The sequence below is a fragment of the Paenibacillus sp. J22P169 genome (assembly GCF_059691995.1).
This window is the reverse complement of record NZ_JCAUAO010000003.1, coordinates 19,510-43,473: the sequence shown is the minus strand read 5'-3', so window position 1 is coordinate 43,473 and position 23,964 is coordinate 19,510. Positions and strand designations below refer to the sequence as shown.

The 23,964-nt window shown below is 47.2% G+C and carries 18 protein-coding genes and 1 riboswitch; of the genes, 7 read left to right on the top strand and 11 right to left on the bottom strand.

The window, feature by feature from the left end:
• Positions 1-587 precede the first annotated feature (587 nt).
• From AC58QG_RS18070 to AC58QG_RS18025, 10 genes are all read right to left on the bottom strand, one after another.
• Positions 588-1,319 carry an ECF transporter S component gene (locus AC58QG_RS18070; protein WP_497363518.1) on the bottom strand — a complete coding sequence of 244 codons (732 nt, stop codon included), beginning with the start codon at positions 1,317-1,319 and terminating at the stop codon, positions 588-590.
• Positions 1,283-2,971 carry an ABC transporter ATP-binding protein gene (locus AC58QG_RS18065; RefSeq protein WP_497363517.1) on the bottom strand — a complete coding sequence of 563 codons (1,689 nt, stop codon included), beginning with the start codon at positions 2,969-2,971 and terminating at the stop codon, positions 1,283-1,285. The genes AC58QG_RS18070 and AC58QG_RS18065 overlap by 37 nt, the downstream gene beginning before the upstream one ends.
• Positions 2,944-3,837 carry an energy-coupling factor transporter transmembrane component T gene (locus AC58QG_RS18060; protein WP_497363516.1) on the bottom strand — a complete coding sequence of 298 codons (894 nt, stop codon included), beginning with the start codon at positions 3,835-3,837 and terminating at the stop codon, positions 2,944-2,946. The genes AC58QG_RS18065 and AC58QG_RS18060 overlap by 28 nt, the downstream gene beginning before the upstream one ends.
• Positions 3,834-4,718, bottom strand: a complete 885-nt coding sequence (locus tag AC58QG_RS18055) for a DUF4430 domain-containing protein (RefSeq protein ID WP_497363515.1) — start codon at positions 4,716-4,718, stop codon at positions 3,834-3,836. The genes AC58QG_RS18060 and AC58QG_RS18055 overlap by 4 nt, the downstream gene beginning before the upstream one ends.
• A gap of 72 nt (positions 4,719-4,790) precedes the next feature.
• Positions 4,791-10,529 carry an S-layer homology domain-containing protein gene (locus tag AC58QG_RS18050; protein WP_497363514.1) on the bottom strand — a complete coding sequence of 1,913 codons (5,739 nt, stop codon included), beginning with the start codon at positions 10,527-10,529 and terminating at the stop codon, positions 4,791-4,793.
• A gap of 163 nt (positions 10,530-10,692) precedes the next feature.
• Positions 10,693-10,896, bottom strand: a riboswitch (cobalamin riboswitch).
• Positions 10,897-11,041: 145 nt separating this feature from the next.
• The gene (locus AC58QG_RS18045; protein ID WP_057315917.1) at positions 11,042-11,326 is read right to left on the bottom strand and encodes a hypothetical protein; all 285 of its coding nucleotides are present in this window, start codon (positions 11,324-11,326) and stop codon (positions 11,042-11,044) included.
• Between the two features lie 696 nt (positions 11,327-12,022).
• Positions 12,023-12,646 carry an MBL fold metallo-hydrolase gene (locus AC58QG_RS18040; RefSeq protein WP_497363513.1) on the bottom strand — a complete coding sequence of 208 codons (624 nt, stop codon included), beginning with the start codon at positions 12,644-12,646 and terminating at the stop codon, positions 12,023-12,025.
• A gap of 20 nt (positions 12,647-12,666) precedes the next feature.
• Positions 12,667-13,233: a thioredoxin family protein gene (locus AC58QG_RS18035; RefSeq protein ID WP_056618420.1), complete on the bottom strand. Its 567-nt coding sequence runs from the start codon at positions 13,231-13,233 to the stop codon at positions 12,667-12,669.
• Between the two features lie 77 nt (positions 13,234-13,310).
• The gene (uptA, locus tag AC58QG_RS18030) at positions 13,311-13,910 is read right to left on the bottom strand and encodes an undecaprenyl phosphate transporter UptA (protein WP_497363512.1); all 600 of its coding nucleotides are present in this window, start codon (positions 13,908-13,910) and stop codon (positions 13,311-13,313) included.
• A gap of 331 nt (positions 13,911-14,241) precedes the next feature.
• Positions 14,242-15,153 (bottom strand): LysR family transcriptional regulator, encoded by a 912-nt coding sequence (locus AC58QG_RS18025; protein ID WP_497363511.1) that lies wholly within the window; start codon positions 15,151-15,153, stop codon positions 14,242-14,244.
• Positions 15,154-15,266: 113 nt separating this feature from the next.
• Between AC58QG_RS18025 and AC58QG_RS18020 the strand changes: the two genes are divergently transcribed.
• From AC58QG_RS18020 to AC58QG_RS17995, 6 genes are all read left to right on the top strand, one after another.
• Positions 15,267-15,749, top strand: coding sequence for an HPP family protein (locus AC58QG_RS18020; protein ID WP_497363510.1), 483 nt, complete (start codon positions 15,267-15,269; stop codon positions 15,747-15,749).
• Between the two features lie 82 nt (positions 15,750-15,831).
• A complete protein-coding gene (locus AC58QG_RS18015; protein ID WP_497363509.1) occupies positions 15,832-16,278 on the top strand; it encodes a cupredoxin domain-containing protein in 447 nt (148 codons plus the stop codon).
• 148 nt (positions 16,279-16,426) lie between these two features.
• Complete coding sequence (locus tag AC58QG_RS18010; protein WP_497245619.1) at positions 16,427-17,107, top strand: response regulator transcription factor; 681 nt, start codon at positions 16,427-16,429, stop codon at positions 17,105-17,107.
• Complete coding sequence (locus AC58QG_RS18005) at positions 17,104-18,483, top strand: sensor histidine kinase (protein WP_497363508.1); 1,380 nt, start codon at positions 17,104-17,106, stop codon at positions 18,481-18,483. The genes AC58QG_RS18010 and AC58QG_RS18005 overlap by 4 nt, the downstream gene beginning before the upstream one ends.
• A 74-nt stretch (positions 18,484-18,557) precedes the next feature.
• Positions 18,558-20,765, top strand: coding sequence for an MMPL family transporter (locus tag AC58QG_RS18000; protein WP_497363507.1), 2,208 nt, complete (start codon positions 18,558-18,560; stop codon positions 20,763-20,765).
• A gap of 71 nt (positions 20,766-20,836) precedes the next feature.
• A complete protein-coding gene (locus AC58QG_RS17995; RefSeq protein ID WP_497363506.1) occupies positions 20,837-21,154 on the top strand; it encodes a dehydrogenase in 318 nt (105 codons plus the stop codon).
• Positions 21,155-21,468: 314 nt separating this feature from the next.
• On the opposite strand, the gene AC58QG_RS17990 is transcribed toward AC58QG_RS17995, so the two are convergent.
• Positions 21,469-22,767: an alpha-glucosidase/alpha-galactosidase gene (locus tag AC58QG_RS17990; protein WP_497363505.1), complete on the bottom strand. Its 1,299-nt coding sequence runs from the start codon at positions 22,765-22,767 to the stop codon at positions 21,469-21,471.
• A gap of 146 nt (positions 22,768-22,913) precedes the next feature.
• On the opposite strand from AC58QG_RS17990, the gene AC58QG_RS17985 reads away from it, so the two are divergent.
• Positions 22,914-23,771, top strand: coding sequence for an AraC family transcriptional regulator (locus tag AC58QG_RS17985; protein ID WP_497363504.1), 858 nt, complete (start codon positions 22,914-22,916; stop codon positions 23,769-23,771).
• Positions 23,772-23,964: the final 193 nt, after the last annotated feature.

Here is a 23,964-nt window from a genome sequence, read left to right as displayed (position 1 = left end):
CCTGCAATTTGTTGCTCCAAGCATACCAAGAATGCGGTTACAAATGTGACGTTATCTTGTGCAAAAATACCGTTACTTTGCGGTTTAAGTTATTGAAGTAAAATCCACCACCCCCACCTCCATCTAAGCAAATACGAACACCACTACCGGCGATCCCCGAGCTATTAAGCAAATTTAACTGGATTTCATGTAGCTAATTTTGCTGTTTATCCCTCGAAAGCAAAAATAACTGGATTTCCTACTGGTAATTTCCGCAAAAATCCTCCGTATCGCTAATATGGCTCATATTAACTGTACCTTTTCCATCTATTCACTCGATTCCCTCAAAAACGGCAAAATTAGCTGTAGCTTTTCCATTTAGTTAAAGGCCAGCTACTCAACTGAACGCGACTTCTACTATAGCTGCTCCTGATTCATCCCCTCTATCCTTACTCCTACTCTCACTCTTACTCTCCCCCACTCCTGCTCCTAACTCCCGCTCCTTCTTCGCTTCTGATATTCGGTATATCTACTCCCTAACATAAAAAACCAGCTCAGGGGAGCTGGTTTACCTTTCTATTTGACAAACCCCTTTACTTCAGGCTATTCTACGAATCCATCAGTCCATATTTCCGTTTAATCCGCTCCAGCTTCTCAATCATCGGACCCGAGATCACGAACAAAAAAAACACCGTCGCAATCGCATGCACAAGATCGAACCAGAAGCCAGAGATGTATACCGCAAGCAAAGCCCCCCAAGAAAAACTGGGGGTAGACATCAGCAAAGAACCTAAATTAATAATGCCACCGTAGATCAGCAGCGTCGCTACTCCTCCATACACACACAGGGAAAGTTTGCTCTTCTTCAGCAGCCCCTTCTTAAATAAAAGTCCTGCCACGAAGCCAATCAGGCCAAAACAAAACATTTGCCACGGTGTCCATGGCCCCTGACCAAAGAAGAAATTGGAGACGAAGCCTGCGGTCGCTCCAACGAGGAATCCCGCTTCTGCCCCAAAGCAGACGCCGGCTATAATCACAATCGCAACGACTGGCTTGAACTGCGGCAGCATGAAGAAGGCTCCACGCCCAGCCACAGCTATGGCGGCCAAAACAGCAATTACAATGAGCTCCCGCGCTTGTGGCTTGCGATTTTCGAACACCATAGCAAATGGGATCATCGTATAGAGCACGATCAGCAGACTGATGAAATAATATTTGCGATCATCAAGCAAGTAAATCCCCAGCATGATCGTCGCAGGAATAACGATGAGAATGAATACGGCGGCTATGATCGTTCGTCGACTTAAACGTTTACTAGCTGCGGGCTTCTCAGGCAACAATCGATCACATCCTCTATCGTTACTGCGTCAGGCCAAATATGACGCGCCATGCGGTTCGCTGCCGTTGTATAGAAGCTATTCCCTGCGAAGAACTGGTGTGCGGAGTTACTCGTTATGATGCTGCCATCGAAAAACATCGCACAGATCTCACCATACACAGCGCAAAATTCAATATCATGCGACACCATGATAATCGTGACACCCTCGCTTTGAAGCTTCTTAAGGAATAAGCCGAGCTTTTCTTTAAAAAAGCCATCCAATCCCTTCGTCGGCTCATCGAGCAGAAGGATTTTCGGCTCCAATAGCAGCACTTTAGCAAGCGCTGCCCGCTGCTGTTCCCCTCCGCTGAGGTCATAGGGATGCATATGCCGTAAGCCTTCTAACTCCGCGAAGTGAACAACTGCTTCCACTTTCAACTTTTTTTCTTCCAGCGTCAGCTTGGTATCTGACAGCATTTCATACAAATCCAACTCAACCGTTTTCGCCACAAATAGCGATGATGGATTTTGCGGGAGGACGCCTAATTGATGGACGAAGAGTTGTTTGTCTTTCATTTTAGAAGGAGAATGACCATGGACCTGGACCTTTCCCCGATACGGCTGCATAATCCCATTCATAAGCGATAAGGTGGTCGTTTTCCCTGTCCCGTTGCCTCCAACCAGGCAGTAAAACTGCCCCTCATGCACTTCAAAAGAAAGATCCTTGATGATATCTGTCCCCTGCCGTTCATGGCTGAACCAGACATCTTTAAACGAAACAACAACCGGATGCTGGTGAGCTGCAGCACTTTTTTTTTCAGGAACGACCGACGCAACTTCTCTTCCCACCAGAAACGAATTGAGCCACTGCCGTCCTTCTTTGACGGTCACAGGAGAGACCTCCCCCTCTCCAACACCAGCATAAATCTGCATCGGCGATGGCATGGCGGCAAACATCGGGTGCTTCATCGCACGTAACGCTTCCCCGACCTTGGCGGGATGATCATCGGCGATCACAGATCCTTGATCCAGCACGATGAGCCGATCCGAAAGCGGCAACACCTCCTCCAATCGATGCTCCGTCATGATGATCGTCGTGCCTAGCTCGCGATTGATTTTGCTCACGGTTTCCAAGAAGTCCGCTGCTGCGATCGGATCGAGCTGGGAAGTCGGCTCATCCAGAATGAGCACAGAGGGATGCATCGCCATAATCGAAGCCAGATTCAGCAGCTGCTTTTGCCCGCCTGAGAGCTTCGTCACACTTTGGTGAAACCAAGTCTGAATTCCAAAAAAGCTCGCCATCTCCGCCACACGCAACCGAATCGTGGATTGATCATAGCCCAAGCTCTCTAATCCAAAAGCCAGCTCATGCCACACCTTATCCGTTACAATTTGATTATCAGGACTTTGCAGCACGAATCCGATCTCTGAGGCTTGCGTCCGCTGATCCACTTCTCCTAGTACGGAGCCACGAAAATGAACAACCCCACTGCGCTCGCCATGAGGCGCCAGCACGGTCTTAAGGTGCCTAAGCAGCGTGCTCTTCCCACAGCCGGATTTGCCGCATATCGTTATGAATTCTCCACTTTGTATCGTCAAATTTATCCCAGAGAGCGCCTCTTTCTCCTGTAGCGGAAAAGCAAAACTCAGATTCTTGATGTCATATATCGCCATTTGATCTCCTCCACGATCTGAATGAACACAGGCAGCAAGCATAGCGAGCCATAGGCGATGTACACAATCACACTAAGTGGCGATATGTCTTGTACGTGAATCGAGGGGAAGAAATCCATCGTATTATGCCCCCTCCAGGCGCCTGCGCCGACAATGACGATGAGCCCCGCCATGATCAAACTCGTCCTTCCATCCCGCCCATCGAATCGATAGAGGGAGAAGCTCGTACGCCCCTGCAACCCGTATCCTCTCGATTTCATCGAGTCTGCGGTTTCAATTGCATTTTCCAATGCCCATGTCGTCATGATCGAAAGAATTCGAATCCCATTCCGCGCCCTATTCACAATGTTACCTTGTGTCACATCTCGCCCGATGCATTTCTGAGCATTTGAGATCACTTTCAGCTGCGCCAAATATCTAGGAACAAAACGAAGAGCCATAGAGAGAACCAGCGACAAGGCCGGTATCATTTTGCCAAAAATATAAATAAATTTATCCGATGTCATTACTGCGTTATAGCAGGAAAACCACAAAATAACTGTTACATACATACACGCGGCGGCAATCCCGTATAGGATCGATTCCAAAGTGATCGGGTTCCCATTGTGTAAATAAAACAGAATCGTCACGCCCGCATGACTAAAAAGGGGATTCACAACCGCCATAATGACAAGCAGCGGAATCAGATACAGCAGATTGAACTTGGCTGCTCGCTTCCCTTTTAACATAACGGAATAGAGCGCACTACTCACTAGGGCAATAGCTTGGAAAACCGGATGCATGAAAACCATACTACACACGAAAACTGCGACGAAGTAAGCAAAATTGACCCAAGGGTGAAATGTGGAGAAGGAATCTCGCATCATTTTTTCCCTCCCGCTGCCTTCGCATCTCCACCTACATCGCGCCCTAAATCACAGGTATACACCCAATCGATGACATCGCCATCTTTGAGCATATAGCGACTTGCCCCATAATTCGGGAACCAGCCATTCACCTTATACATCCAGCCGCTTAGCTCCCCGCAATCAAATTCATAGAGATTATGAATGCCTTCAATATAGTTGCTGTTATAAATCGGGGTCATCGAAAACTCCATATGAATCTTATTCTTCTTCATCTCTCTCAGCAGGACGTCAAACACCGATTCTCCCTCATAAAAAGTGACCGTCTGCGCCTTATAAATTTCACCATCGGCTGGCAGCACCTCGAGCTTATCTTTATTAAAGCTGCCCATATGGTTCAAAATCGTCTTGCACGTCACGGATAAAGTAGCCGTTAACGTTTTTTTCTTGTTGATCGTGACATCCTGCCACTCAACAGGCTTCGGTTTCCCCTCAGGTACAGGCTCGGTTTGAAATTTGTCCTTTGTCGGTTCTAACGCTGGTGTTGGCGTTGCTGGTTGAACAGATGGTTCAGGACTAGCCGTTTCCACCACGGGTTTTTTGGTGACTTCTGTAGGTGTAGGCTCAGCTGGGGCAGACTTTGTATCTGCAACTACATTAGGCTTGTCGGCTTTTGCAGTGGTGGCTTCTGAATCCTTAACATCATTAACCGCTTCTTGTAGCGGTTGCGAAGATGCCGTTGCCTGTGGGGCAACCGTCGGCACTGCAAGTGGCGTAGCCTGAGCTTCGGTACTGCTTAACTCGGGCTCAATTGAGCTTTTCGAGCTGTTCCCGCCCCAGAAGAACGCGATGGCTAGCACGCCAACAATTCCCAAGACGACAAGCCATTTCTTCATCGACATGCGTTTATTCACATCCTTAACTAACAAAGCAAGGGCATCGATATGCCCCTGCTCGTCACTTCCTATTTCCGTCTATTTTACATCCGTCATATCGTATAAACGGGTTTGCCCTTTGAGAAGTCGGTCATACGCGACCAATGCATACATCGCCTGATCGGTGGCCATCGGATCCACTTCTCCTGGCTTGCCGCCGCCGTTATCGACACCGTCCGATTTCACATGGTAGAATCCGCCGTTGGTAGCTGAAAAGCTTAACAAAGCATCCAACGTTGATTTGCCGTTTTTAACAAAACGTGCATCCGTATGCGGATTTATTCCAAGGCCAGTCAGCGCCACGATCACTTGAGCGTTGCTTTCTGAGTTAGTAGACTCATAGCTCGCGAAGCCACCATCCGCTGTTTGAGCTTTGGATAACCAAATCAGTGCGCGATCTACGGCCGCTTGAACTTGCTGATTCGTTTTCACATAGGGAGCCAAGCTTTGGATGGCCATAGCCGTGATGTCCACGTCCGGTTCGGATGATTTCTCGCCCAATGCCCAGCCGCCGCCTGTGATCTCCCTTTTCAAAATAAAATCAATTAACAACTCTCTCGTTGTCTGTTTCTTAACCCCATTAACAATCGGGATGGCATAGGCTTTGCTATCTAGTGCAATGAGGGCGAAGATCGGGCCATTGATTCCCTGTTTAATCAGTGTATCGTAATCGGCGAGCCATTCTTTCAAATTGTAACCAGATACTTGATCAACACTGCGGCCAATCGAAGTTAATCCCAAAATAACTCGGTCATACTCCGTATACTTTATTGCATGCAGCTTGCCTGACTTTTCCTTCAAAATCTTTTCCACATTCGCATAATATTTGGCGTAATAGGCATCAGGAACTGGAACGCCGGAGCGCGCCAGTCCTACAATCGTCCAATCCCCACCAATCGAATCAACCGTCGGATCCGTAATCGTGTGCTGCAAGAACGCCGCTGTTTGATTGATTTGCTTCTCAACCACAGCTTTTTTAACTACATCAGGCTGTTGCGTTTCCGGTTTATTTTCAAGCTTATACTGGTAAGCTCTCATCGCAACAACCGTTGCCATTTCTCTCGTTACTTGATCCGCCGGTTGGAAACGGTTATTCCAACCTGACATCAGTTCTTGGGAAATAATCGTTTGCACAGCCGCTTTGGCCCAAGCCGATACCTGCCCTAAATCTTCGATAGCTGGCGTCTGTTCAGCAGTTGAAAGGTTAAGTGCATGAACAATAATGACCGCCATTTGCTCTCGCGTCAGCTTCTCGTTTGGACTAAACTGGTCATCGCTCGTTCCTGTAATGAACCCAGCTTTATACGCAGCGTTCACGTAAGGATAGAACCAGTCCCCTTGAGCAACGTCCTTAAAGTTAATGGTCTTATCTGTTTGCACATCTAACCCAAGAACGCCTACTAGCATTTTGGTGAATTCAGCTCGTGTCACCGTCGTTTGAGGACTAAATTTACCAGAGCTGCCCTCGACAAAATCATTCTGAGTAGCCTTGCTGATTGCGTCAACAGCCCAAGGGGAGATCGTGCCCGCGTCTGTGTACAGCTTATTTAAATCAAAAGCCACTGCTGTTTCTTCGCTACTTGCATACGAAACAAAGCTCGTGAAATGATTCGTTTTAATGATCAAATCATTGTCTTTCACAAACGCGTACGTGATTTTTTCCTTACCCTTTGTAGCCTCAGTTCCTTCCGCCTCTGTCGCATAAATCTCGATCGGCGTAAACGTATTGCCTTCGATAAATCCAACTTGCTGCCCTTTCGCACCTGTAAGCACGATGGTTACTGGTCTATCGAATAGAACCGATTCGTTCGGGTTCCCCATAGTAAAAGCTTGATTCAGCTTGAGTTGCTTCGCAGTCTCTTCACTTAAACCACTCTTCACCAAATCCTGAAGTGTTGTATCCTTCGTATCTAATGCCGTGAGTAGCTCGACACTTGCATTCCCCGATTTCAGAATCGTTCCCTTATCGATGGAAAGTGAAGTGTCGCCTTTCACAGCGGTAATCATAGGAATGCTGTCTTTCACTTCTGCTAGGTTGAGGATAACTTTGGAGGTCACCTTAGGAATGTTGATGGTAATTAATTCTTTGTCTTTCATGTCTTTCGTGATGTTTACTGGGTAATCTTCTTTACTGTCTGCAGGAACATCGATGATTGACTTTTTATCGTTAGGATTGATGTTTGTGCCTGGTTTTGTTCCCCCAGGTGGTATTTTTTCCCCTAAGTCTTCTCCATAGTCTGTTGTATAACGCCATTGGATAGAGTCGCCATTCTTAGGGAAGTATGTATCCGCTCCATGGTCAGGATAGGTGCCATTTACGTTGTACATCCAGCCGCTTCCAACACCATATCCATCAGTATCTATTTCTTTATATCCTGCAATGGCTTGTACATAAACACTGTTCCATTTGGTACTCCACATGTATAAATAATTAACTCCACGATCATCTAGTACTCTCTTGAGTATACTCCATACCGTATCCCCACTTTGAAGCTCAACACTTACTTCTGGAACGATATATCCTTTATTTACGGTTAGCACATCTACAGATAATGTTACACGATTGGAAGCTGGAGGCGTACCACCACCACCACCTGGAGTTTGTACCACACTAGACGTGTAAGCAATAAAGTCCGTAAAATGCTTGGTTTTAACAATAAGATCATTACCGCTATCGTAGGCATACTCATTTAAACCGCTAGCTATGCCTGCTGGATCATCGGAAAATCTCTGTATCGTACTCGGCGATCCATTCTGGATATAGGCCGCTTCTTTCCCTTTCATGCCAGCAAAGGTTAACGTAATAAACTGATTAAACTCAACTCGAGTACTGCCGCCAAGCGTAATGGCTTGGTTCACCATATCAAGCTTTTTACCGCTTTGAACAAGTGTATTCACTTTATCTTTTAAACCAGAATCATCTGGATTATTAGATGTAATTAGCTCAAGTGCCGATGTATCATCGCTAGTTACTTGTGCACCCTTTGGAATAACAACAGAAATATTCCCTTTTTTCGCTTCAATTTTCGGAAGGATAGTTCTGGAAGGCAAATTAACACGAATCTTTGAGTTGTTCTCACTTGGAATGACGACAGTTATCTCTTTGTTTTCATCCGCATTCGTGATAGGAATGATGTAGTCCAAATTATCCGATGGGATATCAATAGTAGGCTGATTCCCGCTTGGCAACTGAATTTCAGTCTCACCTGTTGCAGGTGTATCTCCAATTACATCCGTCATATCATAAAGTCGTTTACTGCCATTGATGAATCGGTCGTAAGCCACAAGCGCGTAAGTGCCTTGATCGGTCGCTAGCGCATTTACGCCGCCCGTCCTAAGATGCTTAAATCCACCATCTGCTCCTGCAAAAGAAAGCAACCCATCTATGGCTGATTTGCCTCTCTTGATAAATCTGGAATCGGTACTCGGATCGATGCCTAGTGCTGTTAATGCCGTAACGACTTGTGCGACGCTTTCGCTGCTTGATCCAAAGCCGCCTTCATTGTCTTGTTTGCTAGACAACCAAGCAACTGCCCGATCACCGGCGCTTTTCACGTCAGGTTTCGTCTGATAATAGGGAGCAAGAGCTTGAAGTGCCATCGAGGTTAGATCGTAATCGACAGTACTCCCGAACCCCCATCCTCCTGCGTTAACTGTATCCTTTTTTATTTCTTTGCTTAACAGATATTCAACTAAGTTAGCTCTGGTTGCTTGTTTTTTCCCTGCCTCAACAGTAGGAATTTGATAATTCCTGGCATCAAGGGCTAATAGCGCAAAGGTGGGACCATTTATCCCTTGTTTAATGACATAATCGTAATCGGAGAGCGCAGACGTAAGGTCATAGCCCTCCACTTTTGTTGGATCTTTGCCAATAGAAGCAAGTCCTAGTATCGCTCTGGAATGCTCAGTACCCTTTGTTTTATCCAGTACACCACTATTTAATGTCATTAAGCGAGTAACTTCGGTGACTACGTTATTGTAATACGATTGGTAATACCCTTCAGGTACCGTGTAGTTACCTCTTGCCAAGGAAAGGACAGACCATTCTCCACCCAACGTGCCAAAAGCAGGTTTGTCTACCGTTCGTAATAGATAAGCTAGGCTTTTATTCAGGTGATCTTTTGCTGCTTTTTTAATGTCGATTTTATAAGTAATGACAAATGTTTGCTCATTGGTATTGCCGGATGAGTCCGTTGCTTTCACAACTACCGTGTTGGCTCCCAAATTAAGTACAAGGGCATAGAGTCCGTCTGTTTTAGAAATAACTGTTCCGTTCAACTTTACTTCCGATGTAATACCCTCAGGGGTATTATCCGTCACAACTACACCAAAACTTAAATTCGCCTCAGATACTTCTTGGTTATTCGATATACCTGATACCGTAACGCTTGGCTTCTCCGTATCTTTTTCAAATGACTTATTCAGACTGGCGAGCGCGCTGTCAACACTTGCTTGCGTACTCTCTAGCTTTGAAAGCACCGTATACGCTTGCTCATAGGCGGATCGAACAGCTGTATCCGCTAAAATAGTTACTTTATTCGGATCGCTATTAATTCCTGCTACTCTAGTAAGCAAAGCATCTTTATCCGCTGGGTTGGGCAGATAGCGCCATTCGTTGGCTCCAAGATCAGCTCCCCACCCATAAAGAGAAAACTCAATTCGAAAGACATCTCCATCATGGGGGATATACTGAGATGCACCCACATCAGGCATTATATTATTTACAACATACATCCAACCTGACATGGACGTATAGTCAAATTGACTGAGCCAATGCTCGTCCAGCTTCAAACCAATATGATCGCTATTTAAGTTGATTTGATCTTGAATAAAAGTAGGTACCTGTATAGCCTTCGTACTATCCTTTACTTTAGATAAATAGAAGGAATCTTCAATACTGCCATAGTTTTGATAGTTACCTTCACCCAATACACGAGCGATTACAGCTGCGCCATTATCACCTTCGTATAAGGGAACATGGATAGGTTCCTGATAAAAACCCTGTCCTATCGTAAATTTCTCAACAGAAGCCGTTACATGGCCGATGGGGGTTGGCTCTGGCTTAGCTTCCACGATGAATGGCTGCGTACCTCTGACTACGCCAGGGGCTCCATCGGAACGATAATTGGTAACTTCCACGGTATAATTTCCAGCGGCTACACCTTGGTCAAACACAGCTACACCACTAGCATTCGTAAACTTTTCGGCAGCACCGACTTTTACCTTCAACCCCTCAGCTGCAGAGTCTATAAACCCTGTGTTACTCCAATCATAGGTTGTTTTCGTAACCGTTACGGAAAAGGGGGCGTTCGCACTAACGGGGGTTGACGAAATGGTGATCGACTTCAATAGTTGTGTACTGAGATCACCGTAATAGACAATTACTTGATCATTGCTTTCCAAGGCATACTGGTCTATACCTACATCAGGAATGATCCACTGACCTTGGCGTTTAATGGCATAGTTCCATCCATCATTAACACTGTATGATGCAGCTTGTATCCCATTAATCGCGGTCACATAGGAACCGAAGGATTTATTCGCGACAGTAGTGTTAATATCAGTTTGAGCTACTAAAGCCTCTAAAGCAGTTGAGCCCTCGGCTATTCCCTCTTTGATAGGACCCTGCGGCCCCTCCACTCGAAGTGAAACGGATACTGGATTTTCACTCGCGGCGAAAACTTGATTAGCTGGTGCTATGGCAGTAAATAAGACAGATAGTACCATTAGCGTAGCTAAGATAGACGACATCATTTTGCGTTGTAACTTCGTAAACATACTCTCCACTTCTCTCCCTTACTTCGCTAAGATTTATCGCACGCCAAAACAAAAAAAGACCAACCCTCAGGCGGGGTGGCCTTCTTAATTCATGAGTAAACAAACATACGTGCGCCATACTGGCTACAGAACGCTAACTGGATTCCCACCCCCCGGAGAATCAGAGCAACAACGAAATAAGGCAGGTATCCTGGCTCATGCATCATCGTAAACTTTTCGCCTTCCCATCCCCGAAGGGGACAGTGGCCTGATAGAAAAGTAACTCCGCATTTACAGTGGCGGGACCGCGCAGGTTTTACACCTGACTTCCCTTTTAAGCACCTTCGACAGAAACATCAAAGCGTGCACCTTACTCGCAATTTATGTAGTTATATGGCTTCATACTAGCGGGTAATCCTATATTTGTCTAGTAGTTTAATAGGATCGTACTTTGCCGCAAACAAAAAAGGCAACCCCACCAAGACCCTAGGCCCCGTGGGATTACCTTCCTTTTTACCCGTGACATCCGTAAATTAATATTTACAAATACTACGAGTAATGATTACTAACAAAATGAAAAGTACAAGGATACTTGCGGCCGAATTGTTTTTCGGAGGACAAGCAACCGCTTGCGTGTGAACTGGTTTCGGGAAAACAAATTCGGTTTGTTGGTAGGACGCGTGCAGGTGGATATTATTGTGCATCGGTTGCTGCATGATTGGCGCAGGAGCTGGTAGCGGTGTAGGCATTGGCATTGGCATCGGGGTTGGCATAGGCATTGGTTGCATTGGGTAATTCGGAACTTTTACATATTCCATGAGAGAGCACCTCCTTGGTATTTTCCCTACCGGGAACTTTCACGTACATAAACGGGCTAAACAGGATTGTTATTGTTGAAGTTGGGTGAATAGCTTACAACATCAGTCTATGGGGAACCACCTACGTTGCACACGGTAAATACCCAGTTTATAAATAAATTGGGTGGGTGTCATGGGCGAACGAGCATATGTGCGACTTAATAGCAAAATTCATTTCAATGCTCAACCAGTTAGTCGATTTCATCGACTAACTCCCTGCCGCTCAACCCAGTTCTCCACCTGTTAGTCGTTTTTATCGACTAACTCTCTGCTGCTCACCCCAATTCTCCACCTGTTAGTCGTTTTTATCGACTAACTCCCTGCTGCTCACCCCAGTTCTCAACCAGTTAGTCGATTTCATCGACTAACTCCCTGCTGCTCACCACAATTCTCCACCAGTTAGTCGATTTTATCGACTAACTCCCTGCTGCTCACCCCAGTTCTCCACCTGTTAGTCGATTTCATCGACTAACTCCCTGCTACTTACCACAATTCTCAACCAGTTAGTCGATTTCATCGACTAACTCCCTGCTGCTCACCCCAGTTCTTCACCAGTAGGTCGATTTTATCGACTAACTCCTCCCCCCGCCACAGATCAGCCCCCATCCCCATACAAAAAGGACCGCCCCCTCATCAGAGGGAGCAGTCCTAATCTTCTTACACGTATGGATTATTCTCACGTTCGAAGCCGATCGTTGTTTTCGCGCCGTGCCCCGAATAGACGATGACATCGTCATCCAACAGGAACAGTTTATCCTGAATGGAATCCAGCAGGGTATTGTTGTCTCCACCAAATAGGTCGGTTCGGCCGACCGATAGTTTAAACAACACATCACCGCTGAACAAGTGGTTATCATACAGGAAGCTCACGCTGCCTGGCGAGTGGCCAGGGGTATGGAATACCTTGAGCTTAATGCCCAGGAACTCCAGTATTTGTCCCTCATCCAGCGCGAATTCCGCTGGATCCGTCACAATCGGAGCGCCTAGATCAGGCCAGCGTGCAGAGCCGTTTTTCTTCGGATTCGTCAGCCAATCGGCTTCCAAGTCATGAATATACACCGGACAGCCTTTGAGCTTACGAATCTCGTCAACGCCACCCATGTGATCGAAATGTGCATGTGTCAGCAAAATCGCAACGATATCCATATCGGCAATTTTTTTGATCAGCGACTTCGGATTCATACCGGGATCGATAATAATACCTTGATTCGTCTCTGGATTCGACAGTAAGTACGCGTTCGTCTGAACCGGACCCAAGACGAAAGATTGAATGTTGATCATCGTGATGCCACCCTCACCTTTTAGAACGACTCGATCAATGAACGAAGTTCCTTCACAATAACAGCATGATATCCGTTACCTTCGCCATATTGACGGCCCATTTCGGCTCTGGCTACTTGAATTTTTTCGTTATAATCTGCCGCATCGCGATCTGGATTTTCTTTCTTGAACTGTGTCATAACCGCTTGTACGTTCTTCGGACGAGGTCCCCAGTGTCCAAGCGAGAAGCCACCAGTATCCGTGAATACGACAATTGGAATCCCACGTCCGCCGCCTGTCAGGAACTGATCAATCACATCATAGTTTTGTTCAATGATAAGAACTTCCGTTGGAATGCCGCTATCTTCCAAAGCCTTGAAAACCACAGGCACATTGCGAACAACATCGCCACACCAGTCAGCAGCAATAATCAAGCAACGAAGATCATCGCGATTATTTAACGATTCAAAATATTCTTTGTCCTCTTCATTATCCCATGCAAAACCATCGTAATACGCCAAAAACTGCTCTTTATTTTTCTCCATACTCTCGATAAACTGTTTCGGCTTCAGGCCTGTACCTAACTTACTAGCAAGATTCGCACCCATCGTTTTCATCCTCCCAGGATCGTCCATTTTCTCATTCATTGTATCAAAAGCAAGGCGAAACCGCCAAATCCACTTTACTAGACTTTCGTTTTTCTTTTGAGATAAAATTGATAGCCCGCATACAGAATCGTCAGCACGACCGCAGCGATAATCAATGGTTTAATATAAGGCCCTGCGTACTCGCCAATCGTCTCCCAGTTGTCCTTCAATTTCATGCCCAAATAAATATACAAAAACGAGTAAGGAACTAAGGCTAAAGCCGTGTACAGGGAGAATTTCCCTAGAGGCATTTTGGCCATACCACCTGGCAGCGATATCGCATGACGCACAATTGGAATAAATCTCGCTGTAAAAATCATCCCCGTGCCGTACCGATTAAACCAGCTCTCCGCTACATCGATATGATGCTTGCTGATCAGCAGGTATTTCCCATACCTCTCCAGAAAAGGCCTGCCACCATAGCGTCCGATCCAATATAGCACGATTTGGGCCAAAGTCCCCCCGATGACCGCGCAAACCATAGCGCCCACGAAGTTAATTTGACCTTTGGATACGAGATACCCTGCGTAGGCTAAAAGCAATTCGTTCGGAATGACCTCTAGCATGAGTCCAAGGAAAATCCCCCAGTACCCCAATCCTTCCAAATACACCAAAACACTATGAATTAACTCACTCATCCATAACCCTCTCTTCGCTTCACTTTCCCTTACATTCGCTACTTACTTAGCTGGAAAAAGTACATCTCATTTTGCCCATAGGATCAAAAGAAAGAGAATAACTGGATTTTATCCATGTAAATTCGCCCATTCCTCTCAACATCACCTATAATCCACAAAATAGCTGGATATTTTCCGTTTATTCTAAATCTTCAGTGGAATCCCTCATAATTAGCTGTAGTTTTTCCTGTTAAATGCCTAATACTTCCCCGATGAGGTCTAACTTGTACGTGTTGCCTATTCTAAAACCTAAATTTTCTAATCCCATTCACATTCTATCATAGACAGGCTCTTATCCTCTACTTGTATGCAACTCATCGTTGAAATACGCCAAAATATGCGATTTGCAGGCTTCCACAGGAGCACTGAGTTCTTTGCCAGCGCGATGAATCAGTCCGTGTTCCAACGGGATCGCTGCCTCCGACTCAACGCGAAGCAGCTTGCCCGCTTCAAGCTCTTTTTGAACGGAAGTGACAGGTAGCAACGATAAGCCCATGCCGCACATCATCGTCTGTTTGAGCATTTCCGTGCTGTCGAAGGCCATTTCTGTAAAAGTAGCAAGCCCTTTGTCCACCAACACTTGGGAGGCCATCGACTGATAAATGCAGCGGCTGCCGAAGCCGATGACCTGCGTTTGTGCGATTGCTTCCCAGCCTTCTAGCTCGATGCGCTTCACTAATACCGGAGCCCCTACCCACACCAATTCATCCACTAACAGTGGGATAAAAGTGAGATTTCGTACCTTGGGATCACGCGGCACAATACCTAAATCCACACGATACGCGGATACCTCCTGAATAATGTCGCGTTGAAAGCCCGTTTCCAGCTGCAGCTGAATGTGTGGAAACCGCTCGAACAACGTTGGCAGCATCATCGGTAGATGCGGCACACAGAACGATTCCAGCGCACGCAGGCGCACCACGCCTTTGGGCTCCTGCAAGCCCGTTAATTTCTCCTGCAGGGATTCTCCCAACTGCAAGAAGCGATATGCAAATGGCGCCACCTCGCGGCCCGCCGCTGTCAATTCAACCCCGCGCGGCAACCGTGTAAAGAGAGATTGTCCTAAGGTTTGCTCCAGCTGCAGAATATGCATCGTGACAGTGGATTGTACATAACCAAGCTTAAGCGCGGCTTTGCTGAAGCTCTTCTCCTCCATCACCGTAACGAAGGTTTTCATGCTTCGACCATCCAGCTGTTCCAACATAGGAATCACCCACCTATCGTATTATCAAATACCATATATCGAAATCATTCGTTATTCAAATACATAGTCCCATGATAACATCAGAGATATCCCAATGAAAAGAGGCACACCCCATGTTCACTCGTCTTCGACCGCAACTCTCTCCCCTGTTCATCAAGCTCATCCCCGGCATCGGCGGCTTCATCGCCATCCTGCTGTGCAGCTTGCTCGGCGACCTCGTCAGCACCTCGCTGCTGATGGCTCCCTTCGGCGCCTCCTGCGTCATCGCCTTCGCGCTCCCGCAGAGCCCGCTCGCACAGCCCCGCAGCCTCATCGGCGGCCACGTGCTGAGCACGCTCGTCGGGCTTTGCGCCCTCACCGCGTTCGGCGTGCACGCGTGGAGCCTCGCCCTTGCGGTCGGCGCCGCCATCACGCTCATGCAGCTGACGCGCACGCTGCATCCGCCCGCAGGCGCCGACCCGCTGCTAGTGATGCTCACCGGCGCCAGCTGGAGCTTCCTGCTCACGCCGGTGCTGCTCGGCGCAGCGCTGATCGTGCTCGTTGCCTGCGGGTATCACCGGGCAACCAAAACCCAGTACCCCACGAAGTGGTGGTGACCCCGCCTTTGCAATTTCCAATTCATGCGCTGACAAGCCCCCGCATAAGATGTACAAGACCCTTGTACAGGAGGCGGACCCTATGTCCCGAGTATGGATTGTCAAACGCAAGCATGTCGTTCAGCTAGCAGCCGCACTTCTACTCATTCTTATCGGTTGGCTGTATCTAAATCGAGCAACTATCTTGCCAACCTTAGGCGAACCCACGACAGAACGCACCATTCATATGGTTGTTGGAGAGTTCAAATCTACTACCGCTGATGGCAAAACCATCGAAGCCTATCGATGGGACCCCGGATCAATTCCCGTAAAAAAGGGTGAGCACATCAAGCTCAGCATCCTTGGTATCAATGGCGAGAGCCACCCCTTTCTTATCGAAGGACTTAATATCAGCGGTGAAATCAAAAAGGGTAAAGAAACCATCGTTCATTTTACCGCCAATCAAGCCGGTACGTATCGACTCATCTGTATGACGCATACCGATATGGCCCATAATGGTCCGATGATCGGCTATATCGAGGTCTATTAATGCCTCTCCAGCGAAACCTTAAGTCATCCTTCTACTACCTCGAATCGTCATCATCAGGCGGCTCGATACCAGAAGTGGCATTAAGGTTTTTTTTCGTTTACACTGAGGCCAAGCTCAATTGATTCCCAATGAAGAAGGTGCTTCCCCAGTGAAAACACATATACTCGTCGCCGATGACGATGCCCATATTCGCGAACTGATGCGCTTCCTCTTTTCCAAAGAAGGTTATGCTGTCTTTGAAGCAAGTGACGGTGAACAAGCTTCCCGACTGCTGGAAACGGAACAAATCCATCTCGCTGTTGTTGATGTCATGATGCCGCTGCGTGACGGCTTGGAGCTATGCGCGGAAATCCGCGAACACTACGATATTCCTGTTCTTCTTGTGACAGCCAAAGGAGAAATCGAAGATAAAGAGCGAGGCTTTGCCTCAGGCACCGATGATTACGTCGTAAAACCATTCGAGCCGAAAGAATTACTCTTCCGAACGCGCGCGTTATTACGACGATACCAGCTGGTTTCATCGGAGATGATTACGCTTGGCCACACTGTCATCAATCGCAAAAGCTATGAAGTCACGATCGCAGGTGAAACGCTGCTGCTGCCGCTCAAAGAATTTCAGCTGCTCGCCCAATTGGCGAGTCATCCAGGGCGCATTTTCACGCGTGAGCAACTGATCCAAATGCTGTGGGGCACGGATTATGAGGGTGACAGCCGCACCATCGATGTTCATATCAAGCGACTGCGGGAGCGTTTTTATGAGAAAACGAATGACTTTATGATTACGACAGTGAGAGGACTTGGTTACAAGCTTGAGGTGACGGAAGGGTGAAAACATTATACTTTCGCATCGTTGTTACGTTTATTCTCATCGCGATGGTCAGCTCTGTGCTCGCACTCTTTCTTTCGAATTGGTATTATCTAACGAAATTAAGAGATCAGAACGAGGAACAAATCTGGAAGATCACGACGGAAATCCGATCTCTTTATGAAGAAATGCCGGCAGTCGATCCTGCCACGTATTTCACCCATATTGCCAATATGGGGTTCCAGCTTTATGTCGTGAATGAGCAGATGGCGGGAACCTTCTATGGAACGCCGTATAAACATACGCAGTTGGATCCGGAGCAAATTCATCGTGTTTTAGCGGGAGAAACGTACCGTGGGATGCTGCAGGAGCGTCATGTTCTGATGGTGATCGGTTATTTTGAAAATAGCCTGCGCAACAGTATCGGTGTTCCTGTTCAGGTGCAGGGGAAAACGTATGCCTTGTTTGTTCGGCCTAATCTGGAACAGCAAATCGGCGGCGTGCGCGTCCTGATGGCTTTTCTGCTCGGACTTACCTTCCTATTCAGCATCGTCCTTATCATTATTTTCTCCCAATTCATCGTGAAGCCCGTCAAAAGATTACGAGAAGCTACGCGACGGATCGTTGGCGGCAGCTACGAAATGACGATGGACGTTTCCCGTCAAGATGAAATCGGGGAGCTTGCGCGAGATTTCACCTACATGGCGCAATCGCTCAAACAAGTAGAAGATATGCGGCAGGAATTCGTGGGCAATGTCTCCCATGAAATCCAATCTCCGTTAACCTCGATTCAGGGCTTCGCCCAATCCATACTAGATCAGACGACCTCTGAGGAGGAGAAGGAGCGCTATCTTCATATCATTTTAGACGAAAGCAAAAGGTTGTCCTCTCTCAGCAAACAGCTTCTAACGCTAGCCTCATTAGACAAAGAGAGTCATGTAATAAGGCGTACTGTGTACCGGCTGGATGAACAAATCCGTCAGATTCTCATTCACACAGAGTGGCAATGGTCGGAGAAGGCGCTCGACATCGAACTGGATCTTCCAGAAACGGACGTCTCGGCTGACCACCAATTGATGCATCAGGTTTGGCTTAACCTCATTACGAACGGTATCAAATATACTCGTCCTCATGATTCGTTACACATTACGATACAGTCATCAGAGACAGGGGTCACCGTCGTGATGCGCGACACAGGGATTGGCATGTCTGAGGCGGAGCTGCCTCAAATTTTTACCCGCTTCTATAAAGCGGATCGGTCCAGAAACCGCGCCAGTGCTGGCACCGGACTTGGTTTGTCGATTGTTCAGAAAATCATAGAGCTGCACGGAGGCAGCATTCATGTCCAGAGTGAGCTCGGCAAAGGGACGACCTTCACTGCTCACCTGCCCCGAATGTAATCTTGCATTCATCATCCGTTCATATTCCTCTCCTACTATTTGAAGTAGATTTAGGAGAGGAGAATGAACCTGCCATGAAACATACTTTAACACGTCTTGCCCAGTTCGTTAGCAGCGCCAAAGGTGTCAAAATCGTACTCATTAGCTGGCTAGCAGCCATCCTTTTATTAAGCGCATTTGCGCCATCTTCCAAAGATGTCGCTCAAAGCGGTGGTGAAGGCAGCCTAACTGGCTATACACTGTCTGAAGAAGCTAAACAGTTATTACAAGAGGCCTACCCTTCCCAAGACGGCTTAACCGCCATCCTCGTGTTCCATTCCGAGCAACCCATCACGGATGATGAACGTGGATCCATAACTAGCATCAGTGCGTGGCTAGCTTCTGATCAGAGACCGCCATACGTCACGCATTCTGTGCCCTTCCATCAAATGCCTGCCGCGCAGCAAGAGCTCTTATTTTCCGCAGATCGTACAACGCTCTTGTTAACACTATCCCTCCAGAAGGATCTGGCATCAGGTCCTGTCTACGATACGCTTGAACAGATTCGTCATACGTCGGAGCAGCAAGGCTTGGGGGCGATGAAGCTTGAAATCACAGGTCCTGCGGGCATCTCATCCGATACCATTATGCTCTTCAAGAAGGCCGATTTTGTGTTAATGCTCGCCACACTGGGTATCATTCTCATCATTTTAATCGTCATTTATCGCTCCCCGCTGCTGGCCTTGTTACCTTTGATTATCGCAGGCATGGTGTATGCAGTCGTCGATAGAGTCTTAGGCTTAGCTGGCAAAATGGGCTGGATTTTCGTCGAGAAGCAATCCCTCTCCATCATGATGATCTTGCTTTTTGCTGTGTTGACGGATTACTGCTTATTTATCATTGCGCGCTACCGTTCCGCCCTGCGGACAACGGATTCCAAGTACGAAGCGATGTCGAAGGCCTTCTCCAACGTGGCTGAACCCATTTTCTTCAGCGGCGGCACCGTGCTAATTGCCATGCTCACCTTATTTACTGCTGTGTTCAAGCCCTATCATAACTTTGCGCCTGTTTTTTCCATCGCGATGTTGGTTATTTTACTCGGTGGAATGACGTTAATTCCTGCTATGTTTGCCTTGATTGGGCGGAGAGCTTTCTGGCCGTTTATTCCACGTACTGATGATGCGGTACTTGTGAATGAAGAGCCTCGCGGATTCTGGGCGTGGGTAAGTACTCGCGTTACCACAAAGCCACGGATAACCGCTCTTGTACTAATAATCGTTCTAGTAGCACCTGCTTTATCTACACTAGGCATGCGCTACTCGTTTAATCTCATGAAATCCTTCCCTAGCGATATTTCTTCCAGACAAGGCTTTGAAATTCTGGAAGCACAATTCCCGCAGGGGGAATTGGCGCCAGTCACTGTTCTTTTGGAGTCGGAGAAAGAAATTGTACAGGATACGGCCTTCATTGCCAAAATGAACACATTGACCAGTCTCATTAAGGGGCATGAGGGGGTCAGCTCTCTTACACCGGTGTTCGTTGAAGCTCAGTTAAGTCCAGAGAATGCCGATTTACCTAATCATACGATGAAGCTTCAACTGATTCTAAACATGAATCCCTATGAACAAGCTGCGCTTGAGGTGATCTCCGGCTTACGCAAGGATAGTGATGCCATGCTTAGGCAGAGTGGCTTCGAGCCTGGCCAGTTCACCCTGCATTATGCAGGCCAAACTGCGGAGCAGCTTGATGTCCGTACGATGAATAAGCGTGATACGTTCGTTATTTTCTCACTCATTACACTATTGATTACCGTTATGCTGATCTGGCAGGCCCGCTCCCTTCGATTGGCGCTTACCATGATGGCCACCATGCTGCTGTCTTACGCAGCTACGATGGGAATTGTTTGGAGTGTGTTTCATTTCGGATTAGGACACGATGCCTTTAGCTACCGTCTGCCTGTGTACACCTTTATCTTTCTTATCTCTTTAGGCGTGGACTATAACATCATTTTGGTCTCTCGGGTGCAAGAGGAAGCGCGGCGCTATCCATGGCGAGTAGCCGTGCAGCGTGGCGCCGCGTTAACTGGCGGCGTCATCTCTTCAGCTGGCATCGTGCTGGCGGCGACCTTCTGTGTCTTAATGACACAGCCTTTGCAGGAACTGCTGCTGTTTGGGTTCGCAATGGCGGCAGGCATCCTCATCGATACCTTTCTCGTTCGAGGCATGCTGCTTCCGGCGCTGATGACCTATATGGGGCCGCGGGAGGCTAAAGCGAAGCATTCTCCACGAACTTGGGCGCAATAGGTTCTTGTCCCTAGTCGCTCTCCGCCCTCTCTGTGCATACACATAACAGAGAGAGGAGCGTCGATCCCTGTATGGTGTATCAGAAACAAAGTGAACGGCATAAACAGCAACTCCCCAACGCTCGTGCCATTCGGAGAGCATGCAACAAGGAGCTATATCGGACCATTAAGCGGTTAAAAATATGGCTCACCCCCGAGCAAATCAAGTCTGCCGAGACCATTTACGTGAAAAAAGTGATGCTGAATCTCCCTTTTATCGTCGACAATGGCAGCAACCGTCGCTTGCTTGCCGACTGGTTCGGCGAAAATGTTGCACCCGAGGTCGCTCCTATATGGAACGTGGAGCTGGAAAGCTTGAATGAGGCGTTTCGCGATGCGTTTGGCGGGTAAAGTGCCCGTACAGAACAATCACAACTAACTGGAAAAACGCCATCTATTTTTTCACTTATAGCCGAATATCTGAGAATAGATGGAAAAGGTACAGCTAATCCTTCGCAATCTGCCAATTCCGACGCGAAACCTTGAAAATAACTGTATTTTTTACATTTATTTCTTATCAACCTGGAGATTCGATCGAATTAGCTTCATTTTTTCCAGTTATTTCGTTCAAAGTACCTTCCAACTAGTTACTGTCGATGGCCAGGAGTCCTCGGAAATCTACACCAAAAAAGGCCGTGAGGACAACCATCCCCACGGCCTTTTTCTTAGTGATACTCTGGCAGCCACTTGCCATGTGCCTCAATCAACTCATCGCACATCGCGATGATATCGTCCATCGACAGCTCCGCTGAAGTATGCGGATCTAGCATCGCTGCGTGATAAATGTGCTCCCGCTTACGTGTAATTGCGGCTTCAATCGTCAACAAATGCGTGTTGATATTCGTGCGGTTCAGCGCCGCCAACTGCGGAGGCAGATCTCCTACGTACGTAGGAGTAACGCCGTTGCGATCAACCAAGCAAGTCACTTCTACACACGCTTCGCGCGGTAAGTTCGTGATCAAGCCGGTATTCATGACGTTACCGCCTATTTTGAACGGAACATCGGTCTCGATCGCCTCAAAAATGTATGAAGCATACTCATGCGAACGCACATGTGTTAGATTCGCATCGTTCACGAGATCCTCGCGCATTTGCTTCCATCTACTAATTTGACCGATACAACGGCGTGGGTACTCATCGAGTGGAATGTTGAAACGATCCACGAGTTCTGGGTAATTCCGCTTGATGAAATACGGATGATACTCAGCATTATGCTCAGAGGACTCCGTAATATAATGGCCGAATTTCAGCATCATTTCGTAACGAACCATATCATTATGCTTTTCTTTTTGTTTCTCAGCAGCACGGCGCTTAATCTCAGGATACAGATCCACACCGTCTTTGGACACTTCGAGCAGCCAGGCCATATGATTAATGCCCGCGATTTTCGCTTTGACCCCCGTTTTATCCATCCCCAAATGCTTAAACAGATCAGGAATACAAGCTTGCACACTGTGACATAAACCAACTGTACGCACACCGCCATACGTGTTCATTACATTTGTCAGAACCGCCATCGGATTCGTGTAGTTAAGGAATAGTGCATCAGGACATACCTCGCGCACATCCGCAGCAAAATCCAGCATAACAGGGATCGTTCTCAAGTTTCTGAAAATACCGCCAATCCCCACCGTATCTGCTATCGTTTGACGCAAACCGTACTTCTTGGGAATTTCAAAATCCGTAATCGTACATGGATCATAACCACCTACTTGAATCGCATTTACCACATATTTGGCACCGCTTAGCGCTTCTTTACGGTCTGTATACGCTTTAATTATGGATGTACTTCCACTTGTTTTCTTGATGTTATTCAGCATATTGGCTGAATCTTGCAGTCGTTCATGATCAATATCAAAGAGAGCGATTTCAAAGCCTTGCAGCGCGGGTGTAAGCAAGCAATCACCGAGTACATTTTTCGCAAAAACTGTGCTTCCTGCACCTAAAAAAGTAATTTTGGACATGTGAGATTCTCCTCCAATAATTCATCTATTATCATATCCTTACTATAGCGCAAGCCTACCCTGAAAAATATGGATTGAAACAACTCCAATATGGACATTTGTAGTTTAATAGGGTACGCTCAAACTAAAAACAGAACGAGGCTCCTATGCATCCGGATCACAGCTACTTCGCAATAAGTATTAACCCGCTTCACAGTAATCTTGATTTATCTGTGCTTTTTAGCGGTGAAGGTAAACCTATTCCCCTACATAAAACTGGTCCCGGTGTTCATGACTACTTCCTCGTGCACACCGTTCTATCGGGAACAGGCACTTTTGAAACGGGAGGACAGATCTATACCTGCCTAGCTGGTGATACCTTCATCATTTTCCCAGGCGAGCTCTTCACCTATACGGCTGATGCGGTCAACCCTTGGCATTATGTGTGGGTCGCATTCACTGGACGCGGCGCTAGTGCCGCCTTAGCCCAAATCGGTGTATCCCCGCAACAAGCCGTGGTATCCGGGGGTAATCCGCGTACGATTCGGCATTTCTATCGACATATTCGTTCGAGCTTTCAACAGTCGGACTTCCCGCAGCTCGAAGAGTTGGAATCCGAAGGCTGGCTTAAGCTGCTCCTCCGTGAGTTTGGACGTACGAACACGCACCATATTTCTACCAAGCCAGTGGCTGAGACCGATATCAAACGCCAAATCGGACAAGCCATCCGCTATTTAGAGCTGCAGTACACGCAAGCGGTCTCTATCGAGCACCTCGCTCGCAGCTTGGGCTATCACCGTACCTATTTGTGCAAAATGTTCAAACAATCCACCGGCTTATCGCCGATGCAGTATCTTTTCAACATCCGCATGGAACGGGCTAAGCAGCTGCTCCAAACCGCCATGACCATCGATCAGGTCGCTTCTTCCGTGGGCTTTAATGATGCGCTCTATTTCTCGAAGCAGTTCCACAAATGGAGCGGTTCTGCACCGTCTGTGTATCGGAAGGAACTACGGACTGTGTAGCAACTATGGCTCGTTATCCAGCTATGCAAATGACAAATAAGTTTCTTTTAAGCGGTAGATGTGCGCGAATATATACAAGAAGAACATGTGGATCATGAGCGTATAAGAAGAGTAACAGAAGGTTAATTGAAGGGTAGCAGAAGAGCAGAAAAAGAGTAGAAGTTGACTATCAGAGCAGTGATTGCGGTTAGAG

Bases quoted from the DNA above. Each gene is read 5' to 3' on its own strand.
- AC58QG_RS18055 (WP_497363515.1), bottom strand. From the start codon at position 4,718: ATGTCGATGAAGAAATGGCTTGTCGTCTTGGGAATTGTTGGCGTGCTA.
- AC58QG_RS18000 (WP_497363507.1), top strand. From the start codon at position 18,558: ATGAAACATACTTTAACACGTCTTGCCCAGTTCGTTAGCAGCGCCAAA.
- AC58QG_RS18060 (WP_497363516.1), bottom strand. From the start codon at position 3,837: ATGATGCGAGATTCCTTCTCCACATTTCACCCTTGGGTCAATTTTGCT.
- AC58QG_RS18065 (WP_497363517.1), bottom strand. From the start codon at position 2,971: ATGGCGATATATGACATCAAGAATCTGAGTTTTGCTTTTCCGCTACAG.
- AC58QG_RS18025 (WP_497363511.1), bottom strand. From the start codon at position 15,153: ATGTTGGAACAGCTGGATGGTCGAAGCATGAAAACCTTCGTTACGGTG.
- AC58QG_RS17995 (WP_497363506.1), top strand. From the start codon at position 20,837: ATGGTGTATCAGAAACAAAGTGAACGGCATAAACAGCAACTCCCCAAC.
- AC58QG_RS18050 (WP_497363514.1), bottom strand. From the start codon at position 10,529: ATGTTTACGAAGTTACAACGCAAAATGATGTCGTCTATCTTAGCTACG.
- AC58QG_RS18020 (WP_497363510.1), top strand. From the start codon at position 15,267: ATGTTCACTCGTCTTCGACCGCAACTCTCTCCCCTGTTCATCAAGCTC.
- AC58QG_RS17985 (WP_497363504.1), top strand. From the start codon at position 22,914: ATGCATCCGGATCACAGCTACTTCGCAATAAGTATTAACCCGCTTCAC.
- AC58QG_RS17990 (WP_497363505.1), bottom strand. From the start codon at position 22,767: ATGTCCAAAATTACTTTTTTAGGTGCAGGAAGCACAGTTTTTGCGAAA.
- AC58QG_RS18045 (WP_057315917.1), bottom strand. From the start codon at position 11,326: ATGGAATATGTAAAAGTTCCGAATTACCCAATGCAACCAATGCCTATG.
- uptA (WP_497363512.1), bottom strand. From the start codon at position 13,910: ATGAGTGAGTTAATTCATAGTGTTTTGGTGTATTTGGAAGGATTGGGG.
- AC58QG_RS18040 (WP_497363513.1), bottom strand. From the start codon at position 12,646: ATGATCAACATTCAATCTTTCGTCTTGGGTCCGGTTCAGACGAACGCG.
- AC58QG_RS18015 (WP_497363509.1), top strand. From the start codon at position 15,832: ATGTCCCGAGTATGGATTGTCAAACGCAAGCATGTCGTTCAGCTAGCA.
- AC58QG_RS18035 (WP_056618420.1), bottom strand. From the start codon at position 13,233: ATGGGTGCGAATCTTGCTAGTAAGTTAGGTACAGGCCTGAAGCCGAAA.